Source organism: Rhodopirellula sp. JB055 (assembly GCF_043100905.1).
Taxonomy (GTDB): domain Bacteria; phylum Planctomycetota; class Planctomycetia; order Pirellulales; family Pirellulaceae; genus Rhodopirellula.
Genome location: NZ_JBICHO010000464.1, coordinates 1 through 19,935, shown reverse-complemented (window position 1 = coordinate 19,935; position 19,935 = coordinate 1). Strand labels below are relative to the sequence as shown.

The window sequence follows — 19,935 nt, the reverse complement described above, 5'->3', positions numbered from 1 at the left end:
CCTTTTCTTCGACGCATCGGTTCTTGAAATGCTCGCCCAGGACGCCGCCAAGCCGCTGTTTCCATTGCCGCTGACGCCACTGGAAACGTTTTTCATCTTGGATGAGAAACCAACGTGTCCCATTGTCAGTTTCATCGAGCTGCAGTTTTCGACACCTTTGCAATTGCCGATCCTTCAAACGGCGCTCGAGGAAACGGCCCAAGATCACCCGCTGCTCGCCTGCAAACTGGTTCGCGAAGGTGAGCAGTTGTTCTGGCACTTCGATCCTGATCTCGTGCCGCGAGTGCTGACCAACGATGACCTGCCACTGACCACGGGACCGGCAGACAATCCCAAACCACAACCTTTTGATCTGTTTCAAGAACCAGGCTGTCGGTTTTGGTACATCCCCGAGGCATCCGGCAGCCGGTTGTATGTTGAGTTGCATCACGCATGCGGTGACGGGGTGGGAATTCGCCAGGTGATCCTAGGCACACTCACCCGCTACGCCCGTGCCACAGGAGATCCGGATTGTGGAAAATCCTCCCGCAAGTCTTCTCGGTCCACGCCCAATCCAGCACGCCTTCGTGACCGAAACGATTTCACCGAATTGCTTTCCAAACCGCCCAAGCGTTCGTTGACAACTTGGGATCGAATTCGAAACGCCTACTACTTTCACTTCCAACTTCCCGCCGTTCTTTCTAAATCCCCAACCGCTGCCAAAAAACGGGTCCCTGTATCCGAACTTGGATCAAGTGGGGCTTCCTCCGGCGCCCCCCTGCGACACATTCAGTTCAGCCAGGAAGAATCGATCGCCGTTGAAAAAGCGTGTAGCGATGCGTCGATCCGAATCAATGATCTCGCCATCGCCATGCTGTTCCGGACATTTGAGCAATGGGAACAGACACACGGCAAAGGGAGAGCAAGCCGGTACCGAGTGATGATGCCGGTGGACTTAAGGTCTCGAAAGGACCTGGATTTGCCGGCCACCAATCGGCTCAGTTTTGCATTCTTGGGACGACGCAAAGACCAATGCAATGACATGGACACATTGGTTACCAGCGTGGCAGACGAAGTGAATGCCATCAAAGATTCCCGCGTTCACATGGATTTTCTAGCGGGTCTTGAAACGGCTGTTCAATACCCACGTTGCATGCGATGGGTGGTTGACCACAGTCGCCGAATGGCCACCAGCGTGTTGACCTATGCAGGCGATATTTCTCGCGGGATGAAGAACTTCTTTCCGGAAGTGAATGGGCAACGAAAAATTGGCGATGCCTTTCTCGACAACGTCTTTGTCGCGCCTCCCGGCCGCGACGGCACCAACGTCTCGCTCGGCGTCTGCACCAACTGGGGTCAGATCTGCATCTCAGCCTCCTGGAACCGCGAAGCCTGGGACGCAGCCACAACCGATCAATTCTTAGAGATGTACGCAAACAACTGGCGATCCTGGTTGCAGCAGCGAAACGAGATTTCCACTTGAAACAAAAAACCCGCCCAAGCAAGAGACTTGGGCGGGAGAAGTCATTCTATTACAGAACGATTCCGTACTACTCAATCCTTCGGTTGAGTGACGCCTGGCCAGTCGTCGGTTCGGAAGGGGGTCAGTGGCAAGCCCTCTTTGCTTTGCACATTGCAGACTGGGTTGTCGGCCCAGGCGTAGCGAACGGAAGCTGGTTTGTTGACCGAGTCGGCGGAGACTTCGACCGTGTCGTTGCCGACGATCTTGGCCTTCGCGTGAACGAACTTTTGATCTTCACCCGCGATTGTGAAACCGATCAATTCGCGGACGTCGAATGTGTCCAATCCACCGCCGACGTGATCAAACTTGACAATCGCTTTGTTGCCCTCGAACTGAACGTCCCGGTAGATCGGGCTGCGGTATGGAATGTCGTAGCCATAGTCCTTTGCCAGTGCCCATCGAGCCAATCGTTTGGCCACGTCCTGTTTGTTCTTCGGGTGAATGTCAGACGATTCGCCCAAGTTCAAAATCACGGCTTCGCCGGTGTTTGGCAGACGCGACATGGTCATCGTTTGAGCTTCGCGAAGTTCGGCCCAATCACTGTCGGCGGGCTCTTCGACTTCGGATCGGAAGTCAGCCAATTGCACCCAGTAAAATGGGAAGTCGCCCTGTCCCCATTTGTCTCGCCACGTTTGAATCATCAGCGGGAACAAATCGCGGTACTCGTAGGCTCGTCCGGCATTCGATTCGCCTTGGGACCAGATCGCACCGCGAATCGTGTAGCCGATCGTTGGCAACAAGACACCGTTGTAGATGTTGGCAGGACGATGGTTTCCCGCAGCGTCATTGCGAGGTCGTCGAGGCGCGTTGCCTTTGCGACCGTCGGCCACCCATTTTCGATGCTTCTCTTCCCACGATTTTAACATCGCGTCGTAGTCGTAGTTTTCCATTCGCTTGTCCCAGCCGGCGAGCAAGGATTCGTACTTGTCGTCGGCTTCCAGCACATCGCGAGGAACCCAAGCTTCGGCAGACGATCCGCCCCAGGCGTTGTCGATCAATCCAACCGGCACATCCAAGGTTTGGTGCAATTGCCGACCAAAGAAGTATCCCACTGCGGAAAAGCCTTTGACGGTCTCTGGAGTCGCAGCGGCCCAGTTGCCTTTGAAGTCTCGCTGGGGCTCTTGCGTCCCGACTTGAGGCACGGAGATCAAACGGATCTCGGGGTAGTTGGCCGTCAGGGATTCCAAGTCAGCATCATTAGCACTTTGAACGGCCCAAGCCATGTTGGATTGGCCCGAGCAAATCCAAACTTCGCCAACCAGAACATCGGTGAAGGTCTTGGTCTCGTCTGCCTTCACCGTCAAATCGTAGGGTCCGCCGGCAGGGAGGGCTGGAACGGAAACGTCAAACCGTCCTTCGTCATTGGCTTTGCCTTTGGCCGCTAGATCGCCCAGTTGAACGCTGACTTCCTGGCCGGGCTTGGTCCAGCCCCAAATGTGCACGGGCTCATTTCGCTGGACGACCATCGAGTCGCCAAAGATCGCCGGCATCATCAATTCTGCCTGGACGGTCGAGCCTGGCAGGCTCATCAGACAACTCGCGATTGCGATTCCTGCGAGCAAAGATCGGGTGGGTAGGGGTGCTCTCATGGTGGGAACTTCTCCGTGGGAGGGAGGGAAGGTGGGAAAGTCTGCAGCAGCATAATCGCTTCCTCACCTCAGTTGGGCTTGGGACCGATTTCACAAAAGTGTGAAAATTCCGAGTAAAACGAAGCGTGCTCTCAACATTACCTGGTGGAGACCCAATGGTTTGACTCGTTCGTGCAAGGCTTTCGAAGACCTGCTTCAGCAGGCCCAACGTCCGGTGCTTGGTCATTTGATCAGACTGACCGGATCGGTCCACGCTGCGCAGGACGTGCTGCAATCAGCGAACGTCACCGCGATGGAAAAGCAAAACGCGTTTGAAGAAGGAACTAATTTCGTTGCTTGGTTGAGTCAGATTGCGATCAACCATCATCGAAATCAGACGCGAAAACTTGCCACGTCACGGTCCGTGGTGCTGATCGACGATCAACTTCATGAAGTCATCGAACGACGTCATCGCGAAAGGGTCGAACAACAGCGTCAACACAACGATTGGCAACGCTTGAAGCATTGCGTGGAACAACTGCCCGACCATCAGCGTGAACTGATCAAGCTCTTCTATTTTGATGGACAAACGTTGAACCAATTAGCCGAGCACACCGGACGTAAAGCCAATGCAATCGGCCAAGCTCTTCACCGGGCTCGCCAACGTTTGATTCGCTGCGTTCAACGGAACCAAGATCCAACGGACACCGATTCCATCGACGTCGAGCTTCTCTCCGATCCTCCCCTTTCTCAACAAACAGCGGAAACCCCATGAGTTCCCGGGAACGAATCGATCAATTGCTGACCGCTCACTCAGCAAACGAACTGACGGCCGAGGAAGCCGGCGAACTGCGTGGGATTTTGATGTCCGATAGCGAAGCCTTGGACCACTACCTTGATCTTTGTGATTTGGACGAAGCGTTGGTTTCGCAAAATCCGATCGCAACGCCAATTTCACCTTCGCCAATCGCATCCCAACACTCAAGCATGCGTCCGTTTCTTGCTTGGTGTGCCGCCGCCTGCGCATTGGTCGTTTCCAATATGCTTTTATTGCAGACATGGACTGCAACGAACCGCTCACGGGTGGCGATGGTGGATGAAATCGTGACCTCATCCCCTGAGGTCGATCGCACGACGACCCAGACCACCAATCACTCCGACGACGATCGTTCCTCCGACCGACGTACCCCCAATCCTTGGAAGGTCATCAATTCCTCTGGTTCAATGAACCATCCCGCGTTGACCGCCGTGTCGATTCCTGAATTCGAATCCGCTGCCAATCGCAAGCTGAAATTCAATCGCGATATTCGTCCAATCCTTTCGGAAACCTGCTTTCACTGTCACGGCCCAGACGAACATGGACGTCGGGCTGACTTGCGACTGGATACCTTGGAAGGTGCCACGGCGGATCTTGGCGGCTACCAACCGATTGTGCCTGGCAACGTGCAAGAGAGCGAAGCCTGGCAACGCATCATCAGCGAAGATCCCGACATGCTGATGCCGCCCCCGGAATCTCATCTGGCTTTGACGCAGGAGCAAAAGACATTGCTGAAGCGTTGGATCGAAGAGGGTGCCGCCTATGAAGGCCACTGGGCGTTCATTCCACCGACGATGCCGGAAGTTCCAACGGTTGATTTCACTGAGGAACAATCCAAGAAGAGCTGGGCACGTAACGAAATCGATTTCTTCGTGGCTCAACGTTTGGCCGAAGCTGGTTTGGCACCCTCACCCGAGGCCGACACAAGAACGTTGATCCGACGACTGAGCTTCGACTTGACCGGTTTGCCGCCCACCCCCGAAGAGGTCAACGCGTTCGTCCGCGACTACCAACTGCACGGTGAAACCGCCTATCAAGAAACGATCACCCGGCTACTGAGTTCGCCCCATCACGGCGAGCGAATGGCGCTGCCGTGGCTCGATCAAGCTCGCTACGCCGACACCAACGGCTATTCGATCGATGGGGGGCGTCACATGTGGTTGTGGCGTGACTGGGTGATTCAGGCCTACAACGACAACATGCCTTTCGACCAGTTTCTGACCGAACAGCTCGCAGGTGATTTGCTGCCCAACCCAACCGAGTCGCAATTGATTTCGACCGGGTTCAATCGCAACCACATGATCACACAAGAAGGCGGCACGATCCCCGAGGAAAACCTCACCAATTATGTCGCCGATCGGGTCAAGACCACCAGTGAAGTCTTCCTGGGATTGACGATGGGTTGTGCCCAGTGCCACGACCACAAATACGACCCCATCTCACAACAGGAATACTACCAGTTCTTTGCGTTCTTCAACGAACTGCAAGACCGTGGGTTGGACGGTGACGGAGGTCGCAACGCCGCTCCCAATATCGCCGCGAAAACGGTGCTGCGGACGGATGAGTTGCCGCAACTGGACGCTGAATTGAAACAGCTTCGCGAACAACTCGAAGAGTCCACCGAGGGCCTGGATTCATGGTTGGAATCACAGCGTCAGGACGAAGCCGCTCGTGGAAACCAGTTTGCTTTGGTCCCCATCGAACTGCTCGATGTCTCCTCCCCGAATCATCGCGGGGCAATCGAATTTGAAGCCGATGGCACCGTCAAACTCGGACAACCCAGCGGTGGGCTGAATGGGATGAGCCATTCGTTGCGTTTGTCGACCAATGGCAAGACGAATGGAGCATCGATCACGGGACTTCGCGTCTCGTTCCGCCCCCAACCCAGCCCGGCCAAACCAGCCACCGAGCAAAACAAAGACGGGAAAGCCAAATCGAAAAATGACCCGCCGATGGTGCTGACACCGTTCCCGGATGCAGTTCCCAAGGTCTCCACGGTTCTCGTCTCCGCAACCGAACAACCTGCCGACCAAGTTGATTACCACCGGCAGTTGGCATTTCAAAGAATCACCGCCAGCAGCCACGCCGAAGGGAACGCCGCCGAATCGATTCGCGAAGAAAGCAATGAACGATGGTGGCAACCTGCCGATGGAAACTCCGAACAACATTTGACCCTGACGTTCGAGCAACCCATTGATCCCAAGTCCACTCCCTACCTCAGCGTGTTGGTGGTGTTCGGACAACGCAACTCGACGCCGTTCGAATGGCAAATCCAGCCCTTCACCGGCAATGACACTGACAGTCGCTGGGACACTTCGCTCGTCCAAGCGATTCAGACCCCGACGAGCGATTGGGATGAGGCAACTCGACAACAAGTGTTGCAAACGTTTCGCGAATCGAGCGAGCAATTCAGGCGGTTGCGAATCCGAATCGGCAACCTGGAGGAACGCCGCGACGTGTTGACTGGCGCGTTCTCAACCATGGTGATGAACACCGCCGCGAAACCTCGCGAAACGTTTGTGCTGGACCGCGGCCAATATGACTCGCCCACAGACCGGGTCTTTCCAACGACTCCCAAGGTGCTGCCCGAACTCACCGATGAGAATGAAAAGGCCAACCGATTGGACTTGGCACGCTGGTTGATCGATCCCCAGCATCCGTTGACCTCTCGCGTCACGGTCAATCGCATTTGGTCGCTGTTCTTCGGCACCGGCTTGGTTGCGACCTCGGCCGACTTTGGTTCGCAAGGCGAATACCCCAGTCACCCGGAACTGCTGGATTATCTGGCGACGCATTTCGTCGAAATCGGTTGGAATCAACAACAACTGATTCGCGAAATCGTGAGCAGCTCAACCTACCGCCAACAGTCCTCTGCCACTCCGCAACAGATCGAACTGGATCCGAAGAATCGGTTGCTCGCACGTGGGCCCCGATTCCGTCTGCCCGCTGAATTCATTCGCGATCAAGCTCTTGCGGTCAGCGATTTGTTGGTGCCTCGTGTTGGCGGACCGAGCCTGCAACCCTACCAACCACCGGCACTTTGGAAAGAAGTCAGCCACTTCGGCAGCACGCCCGCGACCAAACAAGTCTTCGTGCAAGACCACGGCGAAAAGCTGTATCGACGCAGCCTCTACACGTTTGTCAAACGAACCAGCCCTCATCCGGCGATGGCCGCGTTTGATGCACCTAGTCGTGAACTGTGCACGATGGATCGCGGCGTGACGAACACGCCCATCCAAGCACTCGTGACCCTGAACGATCCGCAATTCGCCGAAGCAGCTCGCGTCTTGGCCGAACGCCTGCTGAGCGAGTCAGCGGCAACGGACAATTCCACCACCGACGCCCGACGCATCGATCAGGCTTTCACTCTGGTCGTCGGTCGATCCCCCAACGACGAAGAACGTGACGCCGTGTTGTCCCTCTTGCAAACAGAACGCGAACGATTTGCTCAATCGGCCGAGGATGCCCTGGCGGCTGTCTCAGTGGGCGAATCGCCACGTTTAGAAACACTGGATCCGGCCGAGCATGCGGCTTGGATGCAAATCGCCACGCTGCTGCTGAACCTGAGCGAAACACTGACTCGACTTTGAGCAGCTTGTTCCGCAACCCAACCCAATCGTCGATCCGACGCACACCACCTCGAAACGCAACTTCCCATGAACCAATCACTGATTCACGAACTCGGATTGCGACAATCGCAAATGATGACTCGACGATCGCTCTTTGGCAGTTCGGCCGCGGGTCTCGGTGCGATGGCACTGGGAAAGCTCCTGGCGTCCGAAGCCAATCCCAACGCGGCTTTGTCTGGCGGTCAAATCCAAACGAATCTCAACTCCGGATTGCCACACTTTGCCCCCAAAGCCAAACGAGTCATTTACCTGTTTCAATCTGGCGGACCGAGTCACATTGACTTGTTTGATCACAAAGAGGAACTGGAACAATTGCACGGCACCAATCTGCCTGATTCCATTCGCGGCGGGCAGCGACTGACCGGGATGACGTCGCGCCAGAGTCAGTTCCCCGTCGTCAAACCATTGTGGGGTGGCAAACGTTGTGGTCAGCACGGGACTTGGGTTGGCAACTTGCTGCCACACTTGCAAGAGATCACCGATGACATTTCCATCGTACGATCGATGTGGACCGAAGCGATCAACCACGATCCCGCGGTGACCTACATCAACACTGGATCACAGCAAATGGGGCACGCGTCGATGGGAGCGTGGCTGAGCTATGGGCTGGGTTCTGAAAATGAAGACTTCCCCGCCTACATGGTGCTGCTCAGCCAAGGCAGCGGAAAGAACCCCGGCCAACCCTTGTTTTCGCGGTTGTGGGGCAGCGGCTATCTGCCGTCCAGCCATCAAGGCGTGATGCTTCGTCCCGGTGCCAACCCGGTGCTTTATCTCAAGAACCCCGACGGTGTTTCGCGGGACTCACGTCGAGAACTCTTGAACACGCTCGGACGAATGAACCAAATGCACTCCGAAGCCACCGGCGATCCTGAGACGCTGGCTCGCATCGAGGCCTATGAAATGGCTTATCGAATGCAGACGTCGGTGCCTGAACTGACCGATGTTTCGGACGAACCTGAATCCACGTTTGAACTTTATGGCGAAGACGCCCGGCGGCCCGGTTCTTACGCCGCGAATTGTTTGCTTGCACGACGCATGGCCGAACGCGGGGTGCGTTTCATCCAACTGTTCCATCGCGGATGGGACCAACACATTTCAATCCGCAATCAACTGCCGCGACAATGCAAGGATGTCGATCAAGCTTCCGCCGCGTTGGTTCAAGACCTCAAGCGGTTGGGAATGCTCGATGACACCTTGGTGATTTGGGGCGGTGAATTCGGTCGCACCGTCTACAGCCAAGGCCAACTGGACAACCCCAGTTCCGGTCGCGATCACCACGGACGTTGCTTCACGACCTGGATGGCCGGCGGCGGCGTAAAAGCTGGTTTTGACTATGGAACGACAGATGAGTTCTCCTACAACATCGTTGAGAACCCGGTTCACATTCGTGATCTCAATGCGACCGTGCTGAACCTCTTGGGAATCGATCACGAACGCTTCACGTTCAAATTCCGAGGCCTCAGTCAACGACTCACAGGTGTCGAAGAAGCTCACGTGATTCGAGATTTCATTGCGTGAGATCACCAAGCAATTGCTCGTCCGATTGCGGTATCTCAACCGACGCGGCGAGCAGCACCAACAACCACAACAGCGTCGACGCAAACGGGAACGTTTCAAACGCGGTGTCTTCAAACAATCCTGAAACACAAATGTAGGCAGCGATCCCTCGAAACATGGGATCGACCACCGTGAAGGCGTGGTAAACCGTCCACGCGATCAGCACCGCAACACATATCCCGGCAAAGATTCCTGCTGAAAAAGTGCGTGCAGCAACAAGTTGTGGGTGTGATGTGAGAAATCTTCCAGCAACAACGGCGCGCTGTTCAATCCCCATCCGGTCAGCGGTCGTTGAGCGATGTAGCGAATCGCCTCCGCCCAAATCTCCGTTCGCCCCGTTGCCGAGGTCAATTCATTCACGTCGCCGGTCTTGGTGCCAACGGCCACCACACGGCTACCGACGTCGGAACCCTCCGACAACAACCCGACTGTCAGCATCAATAAACAGACGCCCATCACGCCGAATAAACCGAGCGCCAACCCACGGCGGTTGACCAAACGATCGGCCATCACGGCCAAGACTGATGCAACGCAAGAAACCACCGCGGTGCGACTCATCGACTCGAACATCGTGGCGGAGGAGATCAAGAAAACGAATCCCATCATCGCCATTGTGACGGGCGTCAGTGGACGTGTTCTCGTTCGCCAAAGTCCCAAACAAACTAAGACCGCCAGCGCACCGATGCGACCGAGCGAGTTGGGGTGCGCCGTGCTACCCATGCGCTCGATGATCAGCGACTGACCAAGTTCTTCTTGATAGACCGCTGTCTCGCCACCACCCAGGTACAAACACCAGGCCACGATCAAGTGCAGCACCAACCCGACCAGCACACACTGCAGCGACTGTCGCAGAGACAAAAATTGCAGCGTGACCGCGATGAACACGATGTACAGGCAACTGATCATTGCCGCAGCGCGAGACACCGTCGCCGCAGGGCCAAACGCTGACGAACTGGTCACGAGAAAGACACCACCCAGTCCTACCAAAACCCAACCTGGAAATTTCGCCAGACGCTGACGAACTGGCGGGCAGAGGATCCAACCCAGCACGGCAACCAAACCGACCGCCCCAGACAATAGCAGCTTCATCGCCACCTCCATCGTCAAACCAGCCCCTGCCGATCCAGCGGGCGTTGAGTCGGATTGGTCCAGCGGATTCAATCCAGCGGCAAGCATCAACAGCAGCGGGCACGCGAGCGCAAACAAGCCTTCCAAAACACCGTGTTCTGAATTCGGTGATGGCGTTGGCGGTTCCACGTGTTCGTCGAAGTCTTGGTCGACCGGTTCTTCCAAGAGCGACGTTGCTGCCGGGGGGGACATGAACCTACTCTAATTCATAGACCAGCAATTACCACGATCGAATGATCATGACGTGCGAATGTCGCCCATGACGTTTTCTCCTACAATTCGTTCATGACCACTCCACCATCCGAACCGAATGAGTTGCAGTGTGCGGGCTACTTGAAGGCACTCGGCGACCCGCTGCGTCTGCAAATCGTGCGTGCCTTGCAAAGCGGCCCACTGAGTGTTTCTGACCTTGCCATCTTGGTGGAACAAGAGATCGGCACCGTCTCGCACCACTTGCGAGTCCTCTTTCATGCCGATTTGGTGCAGACCCAGCGGGAAGGGAAGTTCATCTACTACTCGCTGAAAGAAGGCATGTTGCCCAGTCGAGGGAAGTCGAAACAATCCGCGTTGAACCTCGGTTGCTGCAAACTCGACATGGGCCCGATGAACCCATCCTGAGACCGCTGGCTGGGGTCTTCCCCTCCCACTCCTTCCGAGCGTGATCCATCAGATGATTGACTGACGTTCTAACAATCGTCAGAATGTTTGATTCACGCTTTCGCGATCGACTGCCGCATTTGGTCGGTTCCCAACATCAAAACCATGAGACTCACGATGCCCCAGCCCATTGAATTCATCATGATCGGCGGTTTTTTGGGAGCCGGCAAAACCACGCTCATCGCTCGCTTGGCGAAACAACTCCAATCCGAAGGCAAACACGTTTGCGTCGTGACAAACGATCAAGCCGCCGGTTTGGTCGACACTCAATTGCTGAAGAGCCAAGGGTTGGAAGTCAACGAAGTTGCGGGGTCCTGTTTCTGTTGCAATTTCGATGGTTTGACCGACGCGATGGAAGAATTTGAAAATCGCCAACGTCCCGACGTCGTTCTCGCAGAACCGGTTGGAAGCTGCACTGACTTGATCGCAACCATCGCGGTTCCAATGATGGAACGTCTGGGGGAAAAGTTTGTGCATCGTCCCTACGCCGTGGTTTTGAAACCCAATCATGGCAAGAAGATCCTGTCGGGCGTCGGCGGTGGCTTTTCCGAAAAGGCCGAATACATCTTCCGCAAGCAACTCGAAGAGTCCGAAATCATCCTGCTCAATCGAATCGATGAGTTGTCCGAAGAAGACGCGCAAGCGCTCAAGGAACAGTTGAACGAGCAGTACCCAGGTCGCAAAGTCATCCCGTTGTCGGCCAAGACCGGCGAGAATTTGGATGTCTTGTACGAAGCCTTTCAAGGCGACGCGGCACCTCGCGAATCGATGATGGAAGTGGACTACGACGTTTACGCGGATGGTGAAGCAGAACTCGGTTGGCTCAACGCAACGGTGAATTTCCAAAGCGAAAATCCATTTGCACTCGATGATCTCAGCGTGGGATTGGTCGATGAATTGCGAGAACGGCTGCTGTCCCTGGGTGCCGAACCTGGGCACCTGAAAGTGCTTTGCAGCGACAACGATTCGGACGATCAACCGGTCAGCGTTGCCAACTTGATTGACAGTGATTCGCAAACCGTTTTGTCGATTGCATCCGAAACCAACTCGCACTCCGCCAATGCAATCATCAACGCTCGGGTTCGCTTGGCGCCAGAATCATTGACCGAAGAAGTCCAACAGGTTGTCCAGTCGGTGGCGGCTCGTTTGAATGCTGAGACCGAAACGACCCAGCTCGACAGCTTCCGTCCCGGACGTCCAGAACCGACCTACCGCAGCGTTTAGTGCACAGGCCCTGAACCCATCCTTGCCACTCAGACACTTGGGTTCTGGTTCTGATGCTGTTCGATCACCCGACGCGCGATCGCCAGCGATGCCGTCGCCGCAGGGCTGGGGGCATTCAACACATGAGTCACATGGGGTGTCGATCCGAACAAGAAATCGTCAACCAGTTCCCCGTTGGCTCGCACCGCTTGGGCTCGCACACCAGCTCGGGCAGGGACCAAATCCGAGGCTTGCAGTTCTGGGATCAGTTTTTGAAGGGCGGACACAAAAGCGGACTTTCGTAGCGAACGATCCATTTCGCCGAGCCCCTTTCGCCAATGCTTCTGGACCAACCGACGAAAGCCGCTGTACCCCAATGTTCGTTGCAAGTATCGAACATCGATGTCACGCCAACGGTAGCCTTCGCGAGCAAGTGCCAACACCGCGTTGGGTCCGCACTCGACGTTTCCATCCACCATTCGTGTGAAGTGCACCCCGAGAAATGGAAACGCGGGATCAGGAACCGGGTAAATCAAATTCCGGCACAACCCACGTCGTTCGGGCCGCAATTCGTAGTATTCGCCGCGAAAAGGGATGACACGGACTTCATCGGACTTTGTGTCAGCGGAGGCTGCATTCGAACGAGAAACACTCCGTTGTGCCTGGCGAATCAACGTGTCGCTGTGAAGACCGGCACAGACAATTGCGGAGCGAGCTTGCAAATTGAATTCCTGTTTCGAATGGGTGTGATCCATCCCGACCAATCGAACGCCGGAATCTTCCGCCTCCAATCGCTGAACCTGACAACCTAACCGAACGACACCACCCAACTCTTCGATGCGACCCCGAATCGCGTCACAAACCATTCGGTAGTCAACGATGCCGGTTTCGGGAACGTGAATCGCATCGACTCCTGAAACGGACGGCTCGAGCTGTCGAAGTTCGTCGGTCGTGACCCTTCGAAATTCGACGCCGTTGAGTTGGGCCCGCTCGGTAATTCTTTCGAGCGATTCCACCTCGTTGCGATTGGTCGCAACGACGACTTTCCCGCATTTTTCCCAAGGAATTTTCTGCTCGTTGCAAAACGCTTCGAGTTTGGATTTGCCTTCCCGACACAGCAACGCTTTCTCACTGCCCGGGCGATAGTAAATGCCTGAATGGATCACGCCAGAATTGTGTCCGCTTTGGTGCCTTCCCACCTGAGACTCGGTTTCCAACACCGTGACCCCCGTCCCTGGACGGGACTCCAACCAAGTCATGGCAGTGGCAAGCCCAACGATACCACCTCCAACAATCGCTAATTCACCCATCAGATTGGGCGATTGTTTCTGGAAAATCGCTGACAAATTCCACTCCCTCGCTCAGTTTGAAACCTAGAGTTCTCTATCGAGTGATGCCACGCACGGGCACGCATTGAAGTTGGGCTCACTTGATCGTACTCCACGCAGGAGCAAACTTTGAACTGGGCAAAAATGAGTACCGCACCTTCCAATACAATTTCAAACAGGAACACCATTCTTGTTTCGGTAGACGATCTTCAGGTCGGCGCGATTTGTCGCACACCAATCGAAGATGAGATCGGTCGTCTTCTGCTCGGTGCAGGCACTCGAATCACAACGGAAGTGATCGATGGCTTGCGTGAGCGGGGCATCAAAGATCTGACCATCAACGCGGACGAAGCTGACGCGTTGAGCGGCCGTTCCAAAGGTGCTGGGGTCAAACCGAAACTGAAAAGCACCCGCGATCGGGAATCGGGGCACAACCCCGGACAAGATCCTGCGAAATGGATCAAAGGCGTACCACTGAAAGACGCGTTGGTCGACCGTCATCACGAACCCATCGACCAGACCCGTCGTCGCACGCTGCAAGGCCACGTTCAAATGGCACGCAGCAGATTCGAAGAGATCCGATTGGCTCTTTCTGAACGAAAGATGCAAACGGTGGAAGCATTGTCCGATCTCTCCGGCGCTTTTGCGTCTGCCATGGTGGACGATCATGATCAAACTGTCGGCGAGGTCGTTGCTTGCCACACAGAAATGTCCTTGACCGACCGCAGCGTGAAGCTGGGCGTCTTGGCAATGGCGATCGGTACAGAACTCGACTTGGACGGTCCGTCGGTTTTAGAAATCGGCATGGCGGGTTTGTTGCATGACATCGGGTTGTACTCGATGAACCCAGAGTTCAGCGTGCCGGGACGTGGTCCTTTTTCCCAACAAGAAACATGGGAATATCGCAAACACCCTGTGGTCTCCGCGAACAGTCTTCGGGAAGTCTCTGACATTCCTCATGCGGTTTTGTTGGCGATCGAACAAGTCCACGAACAATACGACGGCTCGGGTTACCCGTTTGGTTTAGAAGGCAAACGGATTCACATCTACGCACGAATTCTCAACGTCTGTGACACCTACCTTCGGTTGGTCCTTGGAACGGGATTCCGTAAAGCACTGGTTCCACACGATGCATTGGGATTCATTCTGCATCAGGCTCGCTACGGGCTGTTTGACTCACAAGTCATTCACGCTCTGCTGCGTACCAAATCCTTGTTTCCTCTCGGCAGCCGCGTCGAACTGGCCAACGGAAAATGGGCCGATGTGATCCGTCGCCCCATCGAAGGCTACGCATGCCCCGTCTTGCAACTTTCGGATGGTGAACTGTTCGACTTGGTAGAAAACCCGAACGAGGTGGTTCAGCCTCAATGCGACCCTCAACGCAATCAAGGTCGGTTGTCGATCGAAAAGATGCAAAAGATTCGTTGGAATCCGGCGGATGAATTGTTCTTCGACGAAGAATGATCTGCCGACGTAGGATCTGCTCAGGTGTGAACGGCCGAGGACGACGTCCAACTGCGTCCGCGACAAATGCAGCGGACTGACACCACAACCATCGCTAGCCAACCCCAGATCCCAACCACGACAGATCCTGTGTGCCATGGTGGTTGATAAATCCAGCGGATCGTCCAGGAACCAGGCGGGCACCAAACGCCTTGCCCGATACCGTCCGCTGCAAACACCTGGATCGAAATTGGATCAACCGTCGAATCTTGAGCAAGCAGCTCGGCCCGCCATCCACCGTCTTGATAAACGCGCCGCGAAACGAAGGTTTCATCGGTTCGCCCCGCTGTAAATGCTGCCGCAGGAACCGCGATTGAATCCGCTTGGTCACCGGTTTCAGATGCCATCTCCATTCGTTTCGACCATGGAATTTCACGTTCCAACTTCACTTGGTCACGACCGTGCAAGCGGATCGACTGCGTTGGCCAAACATGAACTTTTCCGCTTGGTGATCGAGAACCACCCACTCCCAACCAAGCCGCTGTTTGTTGCCAATCGATCGGCGTGGGATGCTGCCGCGTCGCGGTCCAAAACTGATCGATCGTCCAAGGGCGGATCGAAACAACGCTGTTGAAAACGGCTGCCTCCTGCACCAAATGCCAGCGTCCGTACCACCGATGACGGTCGTGGACTTCCATCGCAAGCAAACGTTGGGGATCCGAAGTGGTCGTCCATTCGGCGGGATATTCTCCACTGCCTGCCGTGCGGATCCACCGCGTTGCTTGTTCGGGCATGTCTTCTGAGTGATCGAGATCACGCCACGCGGCGAGTTCCGCAGTTCGGTCGATCGTGGGAACCAGGTTCCAATGAGCCACCAATAAATCGCAAGCGACCAAAGCCACCCATCCCCACCGCATGACAGACGGCTGGGTTCGAAATTGCATCGCGACCCAACACAAATTCGCGATCGTTGCCACCACCAGCACGTGGACAATGGTCCCCAACCCATTCAGCCACGCTTCGTCGATTTGAAACGGTCCCCAAACACGATCTGCTGCCACAGCGTCGATCGAATTCAATGCTTGCCATATGCACACGCTGCTCAGCAAACCTCCCGACATCACCACGGCCCCAATCAACGCAGCGCGATGCTCGATCACTCGTTGAAGTCGAGGCTCAAACTTTCCCGCTTGCTGAAAAAGAATCTGGGCTCCTCTTGCTGCCATGATGGCAAGTGCCAGAGTTCCAAACGGCAACCATTTCGCGGGGTAACGAAACGCCTCGTATCCAGGCACCCAATCCATCAACCATCGATAGGGTGCGTGCCCAGGTCCGTACCAACCCATCGCAGCGAGCCCCGATGTGAGCAGTACAAATATCCAAACGGCCAACCCTCGAACCTGCTTGGGATCGCGTCGGTAAAAACAAACCGCCACCAAAATCAATGCGGACAAACCAACGTACAAACTGGGTGTCCACAAAGCGTCGATCGGACTGACGTCTGTCCCCAATAGCAACGGACGATCCCAGCGATGGTTCACTGGCCAAGGAGAACCAAACAACGCGGGCATCGCCAGCTCCAGCCACCGCCACGGTGCGACTGAAAAGGCAAATGATTGCGAAGCCTCGTGCTCCGACCAAACACGCCCGCTGTGCCGAGCCCAACTCAGAGAAGCGGCGATCTGGGGCGTCGCCAACACAGCGGATCCGGCCGCGACGCCCACCAGTCTCAACAGGCCCGACAGGGATTCCTGCCAAGACTCTCGTTTGCAAACCGCGATCACCCCATTCAGCAGCCACCACAACCCCGCGACCATGCTCTCGTGGAGCGCCGTTTGTGGGTCGCCGCCCAAAACCATCATCGCCAAAGCAACCGTTGGCAATTTCCAACCGCGGTGACTTGAATCCAACAGCGGCACGAGCGACAACGGCAACCATGCCGCCCCCACCAGAAACGGTGGATTGGTCGTGAGAAACAAAACGCTACCTGACAACGGATAGATCAACGACGCGATCACAGAAGACGCTGGTTCACAGCCCAGACGACGGGCGGCCCAGAATGCTGCGAGCGAAGCCAGGATCAAGTGCAGCGTCACATAAACCGCCAGAGCGAGCGAAGCGTCCTCCGGAAGTTCTTCGGGCAGATCATGGATTGCCCCCTGCTCACCACGAGACTCATTACTTGGAAACGGCAACGAATACACCAGATGCCGAACCGGATAGTAGACCGCCGTGGTGGTTTCTCCCGCCAACGGCATTCCGGTCTGGTCGAGCGGGTTCCACATCGCGGTCCAGAAATACGACAGCGGACGTTCAGCACATCGCTCGCCGACGTACTGATACAGCGGTGTGTAAAAATGGCTGACGTCACGAAACGCCAAACGATCGCGGCCTGACCAAACGGAGGCCATCAAGATCAAGATGCACAGTGGTCCGATGAAGGCCGACCACTGAAAACCGGCCGACTCAGCGCTGCGGAAAGACGCCGCTTCGCGATTGATTGCGGAGGGCTTCGGCACGGTTCAGAACATCCTCGGAAGGTTCGATGACTTGAGGCACCAATTCAATATCGATGATCCGCTCGTCACGAATTTCACCGGGCCAAAGTGTTTCGCTCACAAAGTCCAAACCTGGCCATTGATACCACGGCGGTTTGATCTTCCGCAAAACGGTTTCTGTTCGATATCCCTCGCGTTCGATACGAACTTCACGCGTGCCATAGTATTCAAAACTGGTGGCTGCGGGAGACGTTCCGATCAATTGATTGTCGACCGAAACGGTCGCACCCGGTGGGCTGGTTCGCACCGTCATTCGGCGACGCACACAGCCCGAGCAGACGAGAATCAACAGCGTGATCATCGCCAACATTTTCGCCTGCGAACAGAACGGCTCGATGCGGTTTGCCAAAGCGTGCAACTGAATGGTTTCCAAACACAAAGAAATGGGAAGCTTGGAACTATCAATTGCTTCGGACGCTCGGCTAGATCAGTTTTTTGGAATCCACAGGGTCGGAGTCATCGAGGAATCCGCCGCTGGCTCGCTCCGACGTCGAGCCTTGATTCGAACGTAAGGCGGAACGAAACGAGCTCGCTCAGCAAAGCTGCCTGGTTCCGCATCTCGCTTGGCATGCAGCGGTTCCGATAAATCCTCGATCACGAACCCAGATCGACACATTCCTCCAATCAATTCTTCCCACCGATGCAGGAATTCCACCGCACCCGGTTCCCTCAACCGAGCAGCAACCGGGTTGGTCGGAGGGGGAGGAACAGGAGCATTGGGAACTGACTGGGATGACGAGCCATTGCGGTAATACGCATGATCGACCGTGTATCGAGGGGAACCATCCACCGCCGCTCGTGGCTGGGTCGATGTTTGCAAGCTGAAGGGGGATTTGTGTTGACTGATGTAGACGCCACCGCCACGAATCACCCTGGCAACTTGAGCGTAAACCGCTGTGATCGAAGGCACATAACACGTGCTGACCGGGTGAATGACAATGTCAAAGTGCCCTGCCGACAACATCGACAAATCATCCATCGAACCCTCGATCAGCTCGACCTGATGCCCCCGCTGCCGAGCGGCGATTCGATCCTGCTCCAGCATCGCTGGTGACAGATCCACGACCGTCACATGAGCACCTGCGGCGGCATAAAGACAACTCTGCCTGCCACCGCCCGCCGCCAGGCACAAAACTTTTTGCCCGGAAATATTGCCGCCCAGCCACCCAGCAGCGTCAACGGTTTGCAGCGGGTTCGCCAATTCCTCGTCAGAAACGATCTGGCACAGCGGCGATCCAGCGGCCGTCATCCGCTGATAAGCCTTTCGATTGGCCCCTAAAATGGTCTCGCGGTCGATGGTGGATACCCCAGACGGATTGAATTGCAGTTAATTTGGGAACTTTCTGAGTTCATCCGTCATCTGACACCTTGACAACCCGATTCACCGCCCTGGCGGCGGGCTCGTCGACACTGTAACCCTACGCATGGACGCGTCGCGTTGGTTCGAAAACGTTTCAAACCTCGCTTTCGCTGCAAAAGAACAGCATCATGTCTTTCACACCTGAACAGATCGATCAACTGATCAGCGACCATTTGGATGGTCGTTTGAGCGATGATCAATCGCAATGGCTCGCCGAGCAGTTGCGCATGGACGCCGACTTGGCCCAGCGACTGGCCGATGCGGAATTGGATCGTCAAATGTTGCGATCGCTGCACCAAAACACAAGCACCACTTCGCGGTTGCCCGCCGATTTTGCGTCTCGCGTTGTCGCCGCGGCCCAACAACGTGCGATGGACGAAAACTTGTCGTCCGATCATCCACTGCGAAAACTGCCGGTTTCGACCCCGCTCGAAACAGTGACTCCTTCATCCAGTCGCCACACCCGCCGAACTTGGGTGGGCGTCGTCGCTGGTCTGGCCGCGGCAGGGTTGTTTGTCGCGACACTGCAAAACCGCGGGAATGATCCAAATCCTGGCAACTCGTTCGTGGACCCATCCACCGCGATCGCGCAAGCCGATCCGGCCAACTCGGACTCCAATCCGATTGCTGAATTGGATTCCCAAGCGACACCCAACATCGAATCCATCGCCGCCAACGATCTGTCAAAGGTCGATCGTGAAGACTCATCATCCGCGGCAGTTCCATCGATGGATCCAACCGCCGCGATGGCCGATGGGGTCGACACGTCCAGCGTTTCGCCGCAACCTGAATTGAGTTCCATCGCTTCCGCGACGGACACGCCTCCGGTTCCCGACGTCAACGCGGATTCCGAAATCAACGCGGCCTCCGTGGACATGTCCGCAACCGTCGCGGCTGGGAACAGCAACGAAGTTCAATCGTTGGCGGGTGCCGTATTGATCTACGACGTTCAGCTCAAACCAGAAGCCCGCGACCCGGGAACTCGCAACCCATTCGCGTTGGACAGTGACCCCGTTCGCAAAGCGATGACAACGGCCGGTCTGGCCGCGTCGAGCAAGCAACTGGTTAACGAACGTTTGATCGAAGCAACTCGTGAATCAGTCACTCTGGATGACGACACGCGGTATCAAATTCTGTTGCTGCGAGGCCCGGCAAGGCAGTTGGATCGGCTATTCCTAGAACTGCT

15 protein-coding genes are annotated in these 19,935 nt (G+C 55.8%); 8 read left to right on the top strand and 7 right to left on the bottom strand.

The genetic code is table 11. The features are described 5' to 3' along the window. Nucleotides 1-28 precede the first annotated feature (28 nt). Nucleotides 29-1,462, top strand: coding sequence for a hypothetical protein (locus ACF8AM_RS18405; RefSeq protein WP_392557051.1), 1,434 nt, complete (start codon nucleotides 29-31; stop codon nucleotides 1,460-1,462). Nucleotides 1,463-1,533: 71 nt separating this feature from the next. On the opposite strand, the gene ACF8AM_RS18400 is transcribed toward ACF8AM_RS18405, so the two are convergent. Further along, on the bottom strand, nucleotides 1,534-3,063 hold the full coding sequence (locus ACF8AM_RS18400; RefSeq protein WP_392557050.1) for a sialate O-acetylesterase: 1,530 nt from the start codon (nucleotides 3,061-3,063) through the stop codon (nucleotides 1,534-1,536). Nucleotides 3,064-3,250: 187 nt separating this feature from the next. Here ACF8AM_RS18400 and ACF8AM_RS18395 point away from each other — a divergent pair, with 187 nt between their 5' ends. The 3 genes from ACF8AM_RS18395 (at nucleotide 3,251) to ACF8AM_RS18385 (ending at nucleotide 9,033) form a co-directional block, all read left to right on the top strand. Beyond that, complete coding sequence (locus tag ACF8AM_RS18395; RefSeq protein WP_037200268.1) at nucleotides 3,251-3,844, top strand: sigma-70 family RNA polymerase sigma factor; 594 nt, start codon at nucleotides 3,251-3,253, stop codon at nucleotides 3,842-3,844. After that, a complete protein-coding gene (locus ACF8AM_RS18390) occupies nucleotides 3,841-7,476 on the top strand; it encodes a PSD1 and planctomycete cytochrome C domain-containing protein (RefSeq protein WP_392557048.1) in 3,636 nt (1,211 codons plus the stop codon). Before ACF8AM_RS18395 ends, ACF8AM_RS18390 begins: the two co-directional genes overlap by 4 nt. 66 nt (nucleotides 7,477-7,542) lie before the next feature. Next, the gene (locus ACF8AM_RS18385) at nucleotides 7,543-9,033 is read left to right on the top strand and encodes a DUF1501 domain-containing protein (RefSeq protein ID WP_392557047.1); all 1,491 of its coding nucleotides are present in this window, start codon (nucleotides 7,543-7,545) and stop codon (nucleotides 9,031-9,033) included. Here ACF8AM_RS18385 and ACF8AM_RS18380 read toward each other — a convergent pair. Next, entirely contained in the window at nucleotides 9,023-9,238 is a 216-nt protein-coding gene (locus ACF8AM_RS18380) for a hypothetical protein (protein ID WP_392557046.1), read from the bottom strand. The genes ACF8AM_RS18385 and ACF8AM_RS18380 overlap by 11 nt on opposite strands. Beyond that, nucleotides 9,232-10,392 (bottom strand): O-antigen ligase family protein, encoded by a 1,161-nt coding sequence (locus ACF8AM_RS18375; protein WP_392557045.1) that lies wholly within the window; start codon nucleotides 10,390-10,392, stop codon nucleotides 9,232-9,234. The genes ACF8AM_RS18380 and ACF8AM_RS18375 overlap by 7 nt, the downstream gene beginning before the upstream one ends. A gap of 93 nt (nucleotides 10,393-10,485) precedes the next feature. On the opposite strand from ACF8AM_RS18375, the gene ACF8AM_RS18370 reads away from it, so the two are divergent. Continuing rightward, nucleotides 10,486-10,818: an ArsR/SmtB family transcription factor gene (locus ACF8AM_RS18370; protein ID WP_392557044.1), complete on the top strand. Its 333-nt coding sequence runs from the start codon at nucleotides 10,486-10,488 to the stop codon at nucleotides 10,816-10,818. Nucleotides 10,819-10,974: 156 nt separating this feature from the next. Continuing rightward, nucleotides 10,975-12,081 carry a GTP-binding protein gene (locus ACF8AM_RS18365; protein WP_392557043.1) on the top strand — a complete coding sequence of 369 codons (1,107 nt, stop codon included), beginning with the start codon at nucleotides 10,975-10,977 and terminating at the stop codon, nucleotides 12,079-12,081. A 29-nt stretch (nucleotides 12,082-12,110) separates the two neighbouring features. On the opposite strand, the gene lhgO is transcribed toward ACF8AM_RS18365, so the two are convergent. Then, nucleotides 12,111-13,370, bottom strand: a complete 1,260-nt coding sequence (lhgO, locus tag ACF8AM_RS18360; RefSeq protein ID WP_392557049.1) for an L-2-hydroxyglutarate oxidase — start codon at nucleotides 13,368-13,370, stop codon at nucleotides 12,111-12,113. Between the two features lie 162 nt (nucleotides 13,371-13,532). Between lhgO and ACF8AM_RS18355 the strand changes: the two genes are divergently transcribed. Next, nucleotides 13,533-14,852: an HD-GYP domain-containing protein gene (locus ACF8AM_RS18355; RefSeq protein WP_392557042.1), complete on the top strand. Its 1,320-nt coding sequence runs from the start codon at nucleotides 13,533-13,535 to the stop codon at nucleotides 14,850-14,852. 20 nt (nucleotides 14,853-14,872) lie between these two features. On the opposite strand, the gene ACF8AM_RS18350 is transcribed toward ACF8AM_RS18355, so the two are convergent. From ACF8AM_RS18350 to ACF8AM_RS18340, 3 genes are all read right to left on the bottom strand, one after another. Then, nucleotides 14,873-17,350, bottom strand: coding sequence for a hypothetical protein (locus ACF8AM_RS18350; RefSeq protein ID WP_392557041.1), 2,478 nt, complete (start codon nucleotides 17,348-17,350; stop codon nucleotides 14,873-14,875). After that, nucleotides 17,298-17,747, bottom strand: coding sequence for a PEGA domain-containing protein (locus ACF8AM_RS18345; RefSeq protein ID WP_392557040.1), 450 nt, complete (start codon nucleotides 17,745-17,747; stop codon nucleotides 17,298-17,300). Before ACF8AM_RS18345 ends, ACF8AM_RS18350 begins: the two co-directional genes overlap by 53 nt. A gap of 69 nt (nucleotides 17,748-17,816) precedes the next feature. Further along, nucleotides 17,817-18,638 carry a class I SAM-dependent methyltransferase gene (locus ACF8AM_RS18340; protein ID WP_392557039.1) on the bottom strand — a complete coding sequence of 274 codons (822 nt, stop codon included), beginning with the start codon at nucleotides 18,636-18,638 and terminating at the stop codon, nucleotides 17,817-17,819. Between the two features lie 239 nt (nucleotides 18,639-18,877). Here ACF8AM_RS18340 and ACF8AM_RS18335 point away from each other — a divergent pair. Beyond that, nucleotides 18,878-19,935: anti-sigma factor family protein (locus tag ACF8AM_RS18335; protein ID WP_392557038.1), on the top strand; the 1,058-nt coding region annotated here is incomplete at its 3' end.

Coding starts and splice junctions, on each gene's coding strand:
- ACF8AM_RS18405 (WP_392557051.1), top strand. CDS start 29: ATGCTCGCCCAGGACGCCGCCAAGCCGCTGTTTCCATTGCCGCTGACG.
- ACF8AM_RS18390 (WP_392557048.1), top strand. CDS start 3,841: ATGAGTTCCCGGGAACGAATCGATCAATTGCTGACCGCTCACTCAGCA.
- ACF8AM_RS18385 (WP_392557047.1), top strand. CDS start 7,543: ATGAACCAATCACTGATTCACGAACTCGGATTGCGACAATCGCAAATG.
- ACF8AM_RS18375 (WP_392557045.1), bottom strand. CDS start 10,392: ATGTCCCCCCCGGCAGCAACGTCGCTCTTGGAAGAACCGGTCGACCAA.
- ACF8AM_RS18370 (WP_392557044.1), top strand. CDS start 10,486: ATGACCACTCCACCATCCGAACCGAATGAGTTGCAGTGTGCGGGCTAC.
- ACF8AM_RS18365 (WP_392557043.1), top strand. CDS start 10,975: ATGCCCCAGCCCATTGAATTCATCATGATCGGCGGTTTTTTGGGAGCC.
- lhgO (WP_392557049.1), bottom strand. CDS start 13,370: ATGGGTGAATTAGCGATTGTTGGAGGTGGTATCGTTGGGCTTGCCACT.
- ACF8AM_RS18355 (WP_392557042.1), top strand. CDS start 13,533: ATGAGTACCGCACCTTCCAATACAATTTCAAACAGGAACACCATTCTT.
- ACF8AM_RS18340 (WP_392557039.1), bottom strand. CDS start 18,638: ATGACGGCCGCTGGATCGCCGCTGTGCCAGATCGTTTCTGACGAGGAA.